The sequence below is a fragment of the Candidatus Poribacteria bacterium genome, assembly GCA_028820845.1.
Taxonomy (GTDB): domain Bacteria; phylum Poribacteria; class WGA-4E; order WGA-4E; family WGA-3G; genus WGA-3G.
Genome location: JAPPII010000054.1, coordinates 17338 through 28412, shown reverse-complemented (window position 1 = coordinate 28412; position 11075 = coordinate 17338). Strand labels below are relative to the sequence as shown.

At 48.2% G+C, this 11075-nt stretch carries 6 protein-coding genes; all 6 read right to left on the bottom strand.

Going from position 1 to position 11075, the window contains the following annotated elements; translation table 11 throughout:
• Positions 1–8: 8 nt before the first annotated feature.
• Positions 9–770 (bottom strand): hypothetical protein, encoded by a 762-nt coding sequence (locus OXN25_11570; protein ID MDE0425499.1) that lies wholly within the window; start codon positions 768–770, stop codon positions 9–11.
• 284 nt (positions 771–1054) lie between these two features.
• Complete coding sequence (locus OXN25_11565; protein MDE0425498.1) at positions 1055–4903, bottom strand: HEAT repeat domain-containing protein; 3849 nt, start codon at positions 4901–4903, stop codon at positions 1055–1057.
• A 174-nt stretch (positions 4904–5077) separates the two neighbouring features.
• Complete coding sequence (gene glyS / locus OXN25_11560) at positions 5078–8176, bottom strand: glycine--tRNA ligase subunit beta (GenBank protein ID MDE0425497.1); 3099 nt, start codon at positions 8174–8176, stop codon at positions 5078–5080.
• Between the two features lie 1017 nt (positions 8177–9193).
• Positions 9194–9415, bottom strand: a complete 222-nt coding sequence (locus tag OXN25_11555) for a type II toxin-antitoxin system HicA family toxin (protein MDE0425496.1) — start codon at positions 9413–9415, stop codon at positions 9194–9196.
• A complete protein-coding gene (locus OXN25_11550) occupies positions 9381–9614 on the bottom strand; it encodes a type II toxin-antitoxin system HicB family antitoxin (GenBank protein ID MDE0425495.1) in 234 nt (77 codons plus the stop codon). Before OXN25_11550 ends, OXN25_11555 begins: the two co-directional genes overlap by 35 nt.
• A 57-nt stretch (positions 9615–9671) precedes the next feature.
• Complete coding sequence (locus OXN25_11545; GenBank protein MDE0425494.1) at positions 9672–11075, bottom strand: sulfatase; 1404 nt, start codon at positions 11073–11075, stop codon at positions 9672–9674.

The window sequence follows — 11075 nt, the reverse complement described above, 5'->3', positions numbered from 1 at the left end:
TTTATTTATCAAGGTCCACGGCACTTTTCGTGTGTCCAAAAATACTTATTGCGTAATCCTATTATAAAAAGAATAAATCCTATGCCAATTGCAATAAGGCATCCCTGGGCGCATCCCCCTAACCGTAGTTTCTTTTTTTTTTTCTCAACCCAAGCCTTATAATTCTTAACATTTTCTGTAAGAACAATAGCGTGAGCCCAAATAAGTTGACCATCTTTCTCATAGAGACTATCAGAGAGGAATTTTACTTTATTTTCACTTTGCATGTAATCTATCACATGTTGAAGAAGTAGGTTGTCAATATCCATTGCTCCAGCTAATTCATTGATAGTCTGATAATGCCAATTAATACCACCGATGCTTTTGTCCGGATCTAAGAAATAACCCATCCGAACTTCAAGATAGTCTACCACCTTCTTCTCAACGGATCGAATATCAATTCCATGGTTAAGACCGTGAAAGTTAACACGCTGTTCCAAGAAACTATGTGAATTTAGAAACTCTTCAAGATTTAAGCCTGCTTCTAAGTCTTTGTTAAGACGCTCACCATATTTGGCAATTAACTCACTTGTATCAGATTTTTCTGCCGCAGTTTTGGCATTCAGGTAATTTTGAAAATCTAATACGAAAGCTTCAGCAATACCTTCTGTGCGGAACCTAATACTTTGTTTTTCTGTACTTCTGCTTTCAATATATACGGTACTGAAAATTCTATCAACTCCGTAAGTTTCTTCAAGACTGATAAGTTTGCTATCACTTTTGAGGAACATAGAACATTCCTATAATGCCTGAACCATGTGAGGAGCGGAGTAGAGTTTTATTGGTATTTCTCATAGGGATTTCTTCTTGTAATGTAAACTTATTTTCAGAATCTACTATATTAACGCAAGTTGCCCCCTATCATAAACATAGCACTCCGCTGGAGTGCAATCGCGAAAATATGCCATTTTCTATAGACATATCACCCCTCTGGAGTGTGGAAAGCGACTGAAAAACCTTTCTGAAATGTGCAAAATCCGTTAGTAGCAACTTGGGTTATATTAGCCATTTTGCATTATGTGCGGTTGTAGCCGTAGCCTTTACCCGTAATTTCAAAAAGTGCGACTGCAGCTTGGAAGTGAATCTCTGCGTCTTGGTCTTCGAGAACCAATTCTAACACTGCGATGGCGTTCGCGTTTTTTGCATCGCCAAGAGCCTTGATGGTGTCAAGGCGGAGCCCTCTTGTAATTTGGGCTTCATGCAGTGCTCTGAGTTTTTTGACTAACGCATCTACCGCTTTGTCGGTTCCGATATTACCCAATGCCCTTGACGCATCGCGGCGAATTTCGACGTGGTTATCGTCGTTATTCATAACTTCGATGAGGATATCGGTTGTTGTTTCATCAGCGATTTCGCCGAGTCCTTGTGTAGCGGCGCGCCGGACATCCTTGTTGACTTCGGTTTCACCTGTCATTATCTGGATGAGTTCTGGCATGAGTTCCCGGATTCCAGCTTGTCCGATGGCGAGTGCCGCGGCTTTTCGGATATCCACAACCGGATCGGTTAAGAGTTCTTTAAAATAGGAGGTATCCGTAACAGTGCCAGATTTACCGAGGGCAACCGTTGCGGCGTTTCTGACCTGATGATTTTCCCATTTGTCCACAGTACGTGCAGCCATTTTAGGGGCAACAAACGAAGGTAAGTCGAGTTTTTTAGCGGCGTTGACGAAGGCTTCCCAACTCCAATTTCGTTTGAGGTCATCAGCACCGATAGCTTTCCTGTTTGCTGCGTCCTCAAGAGCGACGATATATTCTGTGTCGTCAATGAGACGTTTCCCGAGTGCTTCAGCGGCACGGGATCCACCGATTTCGCTAAGAGCAATTGCGGCTTTTATCCGTGATGAGGCATTGGCTAACGCGTTTGTACTGGCATCCAATGGGATCCGTTTATCCTCAAGGATAGCGATGAGTTTTGGGATAGCGGCTTCGCTTTCGAGTTTACCGAGAGCAATAATAGCGTTTTTGGAGATATTTCCTACGCGGATGTCTAACGCGCGAATCAGAGCGGGTTCGGTTGTTTTATCGGCGATGTTACCGAGAGCAGTTGCAGCGGCGGCGCGGACATCATCTGGTTCTAACGGATTCTCAAGAATTTCGCTGAGTTTCGCGACGGCTTTTGCATCCTTGAGGTTTCCTAAGCCTGTGACGGCTCTCAATCGGACTTCGGCGTTTTCATCGGTGAGTGCGTTCAGGAGTGCTGCTGCAGCGCGTTCGTCTTTGAGTCCAGCGAGTGCATTGGCAGCACCAGCACGTATGGATTTCATCTCATCGGTGTTTTCGAGAACAATAATTAATGAATCGACAACGCTCCGTTCTTTGAAACCGCCGAGCGTTTCTGTCACCCGTTTACGGACGACGAAGCTCGGATGATTCAGTTCTGCCACCATTGCATCAAGCGCGGGTTTTTTACTCAGTGTGCCGATAACATGTACAAGCGCCCATCGCGTCCACTCATCATCGGCAGATTTTAATGCCTCGACTGCGAATGTGGATGTTGCAACATTTCCATCTTTGATTAGTGCGCCGATGACTTCGTCTTGTACGGATTGGACTTCATATCCGTCATCAAAGTTTCCTAACCCCTTCTTGACAACATCAACAAGCCCTTCATCTCCGGCTTGGATTTCTCGGAGAGCCTTTGCGGCTTGAAAGCGTGTCGTTTCATACTTATCATTTTTCAGCGCATCTACAAGCGGATCGACAACTTTTTGTCCTTTGATTTTTCCCAAGGCAATGGCTGCTTCTTGCCGGACGACGCCTTGTTTATCCTTTTTCAGTGCATTTACAAGTGGTGCGATTGTCGGGTCGCCTTTGACTTCACCGAGTGCCCATGCTGCGCTCTGTCGCACCGTAGCACGTCCGTCGTCTTCAAGTGCGCGAACTAAGGGTTCTATGACGGTTTCTCCTTTGATAACGCCAAGTGCCCGGGCAACTTCACTACGGACGAGACTGGGAATCGGTTTAAGTTCACCCCATGTGCGGTAGTTGGTTTGTGGGTAGTCAGGGGTCCACTGAATCTGGAAGGAATCAACTTGTGTTCGAAGTGTGTCAAGCGTTTTATACTCGCGTTTCATGTGCCTCTGAAAATCTGAGATTTCATCGAATCGTGTAGAGAGCATCCATGTCAAAATAGGCACGGTTTCAGGTGCTTTTATGCGGCTCAAAGTTTTGACGGCACTGGCACGAAGGACGGGGCTGGTTTCGTCGCTGAACGTGAGGAGTAGCATCGGTTGAACTGCTTTTTCCGGTTTGAGTCGCCAGAGTGCGGTAAGTGCTGCAGCGCGCAAGGTTTCACGCATCTGTTTATCGAGCGCAATGATAATCAGTTTTTGGACGGCATCTTCTGTGGTGACGCTGATTTTTCCAAGCGCCTCCGCTGCGTTAGTGGCAGTGGTATCGTCATAGGAGAGTGCGTTGGTGAGTGCCGTGACTGCGCTGTTGTTTTCGCCGCGGGCGTACATATTACCAAGTCCTATCGCTGCGAATGCTTTCACCTCTTTATGTGAATCTGTATTTAGTGCTTCAATGAGAGGTACTATTGCGCGCCGATCCCCGATTTGTCCGAGCGTATCTGCGACCTGTACGCGAATTGCATCAGAGGCGTTTTTAAGGGCATCAATCAGAAAAGGCACAGCGACGTTGCGCATCTGGACGAGTGCTGCTAAGGCTTCTGTTTGTAATTCTTCGTTTGATAGTTCATTTATGAGTGGCTGTGCCCCGGCTTCTGCTTGAAGCAGTCCGAGTGCTTTGATTGCAGCGGATTGTGTTCCGATTCGGTATTTTTTCATCCATAAATCATCGATGTATGCACTCGCGATGTATTGGTATTCTGTGGTGAAACCGCTATCTTCGTCAGGGATGAGGTTGTGTGCATTTGTGTTGAGGACCTCAATCAGTGGTGCAATCGCGGGTTCGCCTATGCGGTTAAGGGCATCTATGGCTGTATCTTTGACATAAGTATTCGGATCCGCGAGGAGCCTGATAAGGTCGGGCACAGTGGTTTGGGCTTGGATGGCTCCGATGAGTTTTGCGGCGTGCATCCGAACTTGGGCACTGTTATGTTTCAGTGCAAGTTGCAGTCCGGTTACAATGGCTGTACCATCGGGGAGTACCCTTCTGAGTTGTTCAAGAGCGACGATTGCTCTATACGCGACCTCTGGTGAGCTATCGGTTTTGGCGAGCGCATCTTCAAAGACCGGTATAAAGTCAGGTTTACGCATGGCACCGAGGTGGCGGATTGCTTCTTTTTGTACGGCTGTGTCTGAATGGTGTGTTGCTTGTTGGAGTAATTCAGCAACGCGTTCTCCATCTCCAAGTTGGGTTATCAGTTGTCTGGCAGCTGCCCGGGCATTAGATTGATAACACTTTTCCGCAGCTAAAAGTGCTATGACGACCCCGGTGTCTGCGGGTATGGTGAGTTCGGATAGCAGTTCTGCCCGTTTTTCGACCGCCTCAGCGAGTGACAGGGCAAAGAGTCCAGAGATAGCGTTCTGTGAACGGGTGAGTCTTTCTTGTCGATCGAGTTCGTCGGAGTCAGGATCTTCTTGTAATGAGATCGCGCGGATGTCGGTAGCCAATGTTTCGAGATACGCGTTTGACGCTGCAATGGCTTGATGCCAACTGTTGGCATCAGTGCGTGTTCGATTTTGCAAGAAGGCGCGTAAGTGCGTCGCTTCTTGGTTTCCAGCTTCTGTTCTTTCAGCGGCGGCTTGTGCGGCGGTATAATCCCCGCGAACAATGGCGGCTCGCGCTTCGATAATGTCCCTATTCTCCTTCTCACCGCATCCCATCAGAAAGGCGGTAGCGGCGATACATAAGAGAATAAGGTGTGTCTGCCACAGCAGATATTCAACGCGTCGTTTCATGTTTTTTCCTCTCGTTTTATAGTTGTCAGTTGTCAGTACGTTCACTACGCTCACTTTCAGTTGTCAGTTAAACCGTATAGCAGGCACAAACGTTTTTATTTCCCACAAGCGAGTGACTGACCGCTCACGGCTGAAAGTGGCGTGCGCAGCACAGAACGACCTGACTGCTATTTGTTATTTCCCTGCGATTACAAGTTTTGTAAGATCTGCGATAGCATAAATGTTTCGTCCGATTCGGTTCAACAATGCCAATCGGTTTGTGCGGAGTGCGGGTTCTTTCGCCATGACCAGCACCTCATCAAAGAATGTGTCTATTGCTGGTTGTAAAACGACGAGTTGTGTTAGGAGTTTGGCATAGTCGCGTTCCTGAATGCTTTGCTTAAAGTTCGGTTCTACTTCAGTGACAAGGTCGAACAGTTGCTTTTCGGTGTCGTCATGCAACAGCGTAGCGTCTACGGTTTCTGGGGGGTTCTGTGGTAAAATCCTCAGTACCCGATTTAGTGCATTATATACTTCCTCAAAATTTGGTGTCAAGCGAAATTCGGCAAGTGCGTTGGCACGTTTGAGAATGTTGATAATGTCTACGTTGCCAACTGCTAAGACGGCATCGGCGAGGTCGGGAGCGTATTGCTCTGTCCTCAACAAGATGACGCGTAGGCGTTCTTTGATGAAGTTCAGGACACTCGTTTGTGTGTCGTCGGCTAACGCTACCTTGTACAGTGAGACGGCTTTTTGGACGACGGCATCTAAAGCGAGCGGGAGGTGCCGGTCTTGGAGGATCCGGATTGTCCCAAGGGCATGTCGTCGTAGTGAGTACGGGTCTTGCGAGCCTGTCGGACGTTCTTCTATCCCGAAATATCCGACGATGGTGTCAATTTTATCGGCGATAGAGACGATCGCGCCGATTTCGGTTTCGGGCAGTGGTGTGTCTGCGCCAAGGGGTTGGTAGTGTTCGGCGATGGCAATGGCAACGGGTTCCTCTTCACCGGAGTTTTGGGCGTAATATTTTCCCGTAATACCCTGCAGTGATGGGAATTCGATGACCATTTGGGTTGTCAGATCTGCCTTAGAGAGCCAAGCTGCGCGTTCTGCGTGCTGGACAGTCGTTTCTGCCAGCTGCAGTTCTGCGCCGAACTTTTCTATAGCAAGTTTTTGGCTTGCAAGCTGCGCCAAAAAGGCGGTGAGTGCTTTAAGCCGTTCTGCTTTCTCCAAAAGTGAACCGAGTTTGGCATGAAAAACAACTGCGCCTAAACGTTCGACCTTATCGGCAAGGCTGGTTTTCTGATCTTCATTGTAGAAAAACTCGGCATCGTTAAGTCTGGCGTGGAGCACGCGTTCGTTTCCGTGTCGAACGCCATCACTATTGCCATCTGTCCCGTTGGAGATTGTAATGAATTTCGCTGTAAGTGCCGTGTCGTTTTTCCACATTGGAAAATAGCGTTGATGCTTCTTCATGGCGGTGATTAGCACTTCAGGCGGTATTTCCAGATGCGACTCACTAAAATTGCCGACGATGGGTTGTGGGTTCTCTACAAGGTAATTCACCGTATCGAGTAGTTCGTCGTCGAGTTTTGGGAGACACCCTTCTGCTTTTAAGATACGTGTTACCTGTTTTTTGATTGTCTCGCGCCGTTCGTTTTGACTAACGACTACACCGACAGCACGGAGTTCTTCGGTATAATTGTCTAAGTTCGCTGATGCCAAACTTATGGGTTCCGGATGCAAGGCTCTGTGCCCGTAAGTTACACGTCCTGCATCCAGTCCTCTGTAAGCACAGTTGACAATTTCGTTTCCTAACAGCGCAACAAGCCACCGGATAGGACGTGCGAAACGTGCAAACCCGCGCTGTCCTTTATACTCCGTTTCCCAACGCATGGTTTTCAGGAAGCGGAGGGTTTCGATCCATTCAGGCAGAAGCGTTTGCAACACCTTTTGCGTCGGTTCGCCTACTTCGAGTTTAGTGGCGGCGACGTATTCTCCACGTTCGGTTTCAACGATGCGGAGTGCTGAGAGTTCCACGCCTTGCGTCTTTGCGAAACCGATAGCGGCTTTTGTGGGTTCACCGTTTTCGTCGTACGCGACGCGTTTTGGGGGACCTACCACTTCTGTTTCTTGGCTTTCTTGAAGCGTTTTTATGTCCTTGACACTGAGTGTGATACGCCTTGGTGTACCCAAGACTTCAATTTCGCCGAATGGGATTCTGTGGTTTGTAAGGGAGTCGGTTGCGATTTCGCGAAGCTGCTCAAGCGCAGGTGGGACATAACCTGCTGGTATCTCTTCGGTGCCGATTTCAAAGAGGAGCTCAGTGGTTTCAGTGCGGTTAGAAACCGTATCTACCGGGGTGGGAGCTAGTTCGGTGCGGTTAGAAACCTCATCTATGGTGGTGGAAGGCGATACCGTGCCGAAACGTCCCATGAGGGGATGTTCCATTTCTTCGCGCTGTTTGACGTACGCCCGTGCAATCCGTTGTGCGAGTCGTCGCACGCGTTCAATGTAACTCACCCGTTCTGTGACGCTGATGACCCCGCGGGCATCGAGCATATTGAAGGTGTGAGAGCATTTCAGGACATGGTCGGTCGCTGGTAGCACTAACCCGGCATCTAAGCAGGCGTGGGTCTCTTTTTCGTAGGTGCTGAAGAGGTCGAAAAGCATCTCTACGTTTGCCTGCTCAAAGTTGTAAGTTGAGTATTCGACTTCGCTCTGCCGGTGGACATCGCCGTAGTTAACGTGTTCGTTCCAGCGAATATCGAAAAAGTCATCGACATCCTGTAGGTAAAGTGCGATGCGTTCAAGCCCGTAGGTAATCTCAGCACATATCGGGTCGAGATCGATGCTTCCCATCTGCTGAAAATAGGTGAATTGTGTTACTTCTGCGCCGTTCCACCAGACTTCCCAACCGAGTCCTGAGGCACCGAGGGTCGGGGACTCCCAGTCGTCTTCAACGAATCGGATATCGTTCTTGCGGGGAGAGATACCGAGACTATAAAGGCTCTCAAGGTAGAGCGGTAGTACGTTCTCAGGTGCGGGTTTGAGGATTACCTGATATTGATAGTATGCCCCAACGCGGAATGGATTTTCGGCGTATCTGCCATCGGTCGGGCGCCGGACGGGTTCTACATAAGCGACTTTCCACGGCTCTGGTCCGAGGCATCGCAAGAACGTTGCAGGGTTGAATGTGCCTGCGCCGACCTCTATATCACAAGGTTGTTGGATAATGCAGCCTTGATCTGCCCAAAATTTTTCTAACGCTAAAATTATTTCTTGAAGAGTCATATCTGTTTTTTGCTTAGCACGCTCCGTTTTGGTAGTGATTGATGCACATTTATTGTAACATATATCGGTTTCTTTAAGCAAAGGATTTTCTGTGGGTACTGGGTTATGGGTTGCGGGTACTGGGTTATAAGTTATAAGTTGTAAGTTATAAGTCGTGGGAGTCGAAATTTCAGAGTTTTTCAGAGTAAAATGAGAAATCTGTAAACTTGGGAAAACGGTATAAATGTAGGTAGGGCATGGGTTCTTAGGGTTTTGGGATGGGTTTGGATTCAGCGGCACTCTGAAATTTTCGGGTGCTTTTCAGTGTCAGGATTGTGGCTTCAAAGGTTTGCAGGATCGGTGTCGCGCAGGTTTGGACTGCTAAATAAATCGGTCCTCTGTGAAAATACGGATGTGAATACAGTTTTAACTTAACGGTATGTTTTTCAGCAATTCGCCTTAAAAATGTTACACCAGTGTAACATTTTGTGGATAGTGTGTAACTTGAGAGAACCCACTCACCGTAAGGGTTCGTTGGTGTTTAATTTTCTATTATAAAAAAAATAATTTGGCGAAAAGTGTAACATTTTTGAGTTAGCGGTCAGCGGTCAGCAATCAGTCAGAAACTTCTGGAGTCGCTGAAAATGTTGTGTCGGTTTCCGTGCCAGCATTTTGTAGTTTGATACAATATTCACCTCTTTGAAAAATCTTATGATATATTATACTCTATTTGCTAACTGATGTCAAGTGAAAAATGGGTTATGAGTTGTGGGTTATGGGTTGTCTGAATCAGGATTTACTGGATTTTAGGATAATTAGCGTCTGTCTCGTATGATGAAAGGTTTTGGTGAGAGAGTGTGGGAGAGTCAGTCTGGTTCTTCAGAAATCGCCAGATGTAATATATCCTCTTTCTCAAAGTAGACCATCTTTGTTTTATTCAAGGGTGTATCTCCCTGTCCGAATTAAGAACGACCAGTCGGGTTCGTCCTCTGGATTGCTGAGAGTGCCGTGGGCGTTGTGCGTCATGCCAATCCTTCATTAAAGTGCATCGAACTCCTCTGGGGTTAAACCAGCATGACGCACGATGGCACGCAGCGTCCCAATGCGAATTTCACGATGATGTGGAACCATTACCGTCCGAACCTCACCATCACTTTCACGGACAAACTTCACGTGACTGCCGCGTTGATGCCTGATAGAAAACCCGGCTTTTTCCAGTTTACGTTTAATCTGACGATACGGAAGGGGTTTCATCGGTATTGATGTTAACCTCAAATTTTCGGAGCTTCGGCATCACGGTGGGTCGCGGCGGTTCAAAGTAGAGTTCCAACGCCTCTGCGAGATTCTGTATCGCCTCGTCTTCGCTTTTACCCTGGCTTGCGACATCTACCTCTAAGCATTGTGCTACAAACCATTCATCTTCTTGCGATATGCTTGCCGTAAAAGTTTGCATTTTCATGATTTATCTCCTGTATTTATGAGAGCCCTTTGGAAACTTGCAACTTCAGTCTTCAACTCAACCTTTCAACAATGACCAATCCGGCTCGTCTTCTGGGTTGCCGAGGGGACCGTGGGCGTTGCGGACGATGCGGCGTTGTGCGTCGTACCAATCTGTGTAACTCGTCGCGGGTTGGAGTGTGTCGTTTCGTGCGTCCATCAAATCAGAGAGGGTGGTTTCCATTTCGTCTGATAATGGTTTGGCTTCGGGGTTGTCAATCAGATTATTCATTTGCAAAGGGTCTGCTTCTACGTCGTATAACATCCGTTTGCCGTCGAGCCAACGGGCGTAACTGTGCGTCTTTGTGCGGACCCCGCGCCACTCGTTACCATCAACGAGATAGTCGTAGGTTGAACCGAAGTTCATTGTTAAGACGGCATCTTGTTCAAAGGGGTCGGTTTCGCCACGCCAAGCTGCGGACAAATCATAGCCTTCAACGGTTCGGGGTGGTTGAATACTGCATAGACCACACAACGAGGGGAACAGATCGACGGGAGATGTGAGCGTGTCACAGGTGCGGTTGCCCTCAAAAACGCCGGGGAGGCGCATAATGAGTGGGACTTTAATGGATTCTTCGTAAGGTTCCCGTTTCGCCCAGAAATTGATGCCTTGTGCGCCGCCTTGTGTGCCGTGATCGGATCCGAAGATGAGGAGTGTGTTTTCAGCGCGTCCGGTTCTTTCGAGATACGCCATCAGTTCACCGAGCATATCGTCTACCGTTAGTGTCATGGCGAGATAGTGTCGGTAGATTCTTAGGGATTCTGCTTTAACGGAATCAGGGACGTTTTCCGGTAATTGGAGTTCTGCAGGCAGCCGGTCATAGTATTCCTGGGGTGCGAACTCGTAAGGTGTGGAATGTGCTTGATGCGGAGAAATAAACAGACAGAAGGGAGTGTCGTCTTCTACGTCGTCCATAAACTGAAAGGCGTATCGGTTCAAGGCATCGGTTTCGTAGCCTTCCCATTTTTCGTTCCGCCAGTCGTCGAGGTTTACAGTGCCGTTGAAATAGTCGGTGTGGAAGTTGTAACCGCGCCAGTGTTGGAAACCGAGGCGGTCGCGTCCTTCGGGGACGTAGTCGCGTCCGCCGATTTCTGGGAACGAACCCGTGTGGAGATGCCATTTGCCGACCCATGCCGTCCGATAGCCGTTTCGGTTGAAAACGTCGCCGAGTCCGATTTCATCGTGCCGGGTTCTGACGAAGTTTATGAGATGACCGGTCGTCTGTGGGTGTCGCCCGGTGAGTAGCATGGAGCGATAGGGGGTGCAGACGGGTGCGGTGGCAATTGCGTTTGAAAAAACGGTACCTTCTTGTGCGAGGCGATTGATGTGCGGTGTTTCGATCTGTGTGTCGCCGTACACGGATAGTGAACACGCGCGAATCTGATCAGCGAGGAGATAAACGATATTTGGTTTGTCTGTCAT

Excerpts from the sequence above, each read along its gene's own strand:
- OXN25_11570 (MDE0425499.1), bottom strand. The coding sequence starts at position 770 with ATGTTCCTCAAAAGTGATAGCAAACTTATCAGTCTTGAAGAAACTTAC.
- OXN25_11565 (MDE0425498.1), bottom strand. The coding sequence starts at position 4,903 with ATGAAACGACGCGTTGAATATCTGCTGTGGCAGACACACCTTATTCTC.
- glyS (MDE0425497.1), bottom strand. The coding sequence starts at position 8,176 with ATGACTCTTCAAGAAATAATTTTAGCGTTAGAAAAATTTTGGGCAGAT.
- OXN25_11550 (MDE0425495.1), bottom strand. The coding sequence starts at position 9,614 with ATGAAAATGCAAACTTTTACGGCAAGCATATCGCAAGAAGATGAATGG.
- OXN25_11545 (MDE0425494.1), bottom strand. The coding sequence starts at position 11,075 with ATGACAGACAAACCAAATATCGTTTATCTCCTCGCTGATCAGATTCGC.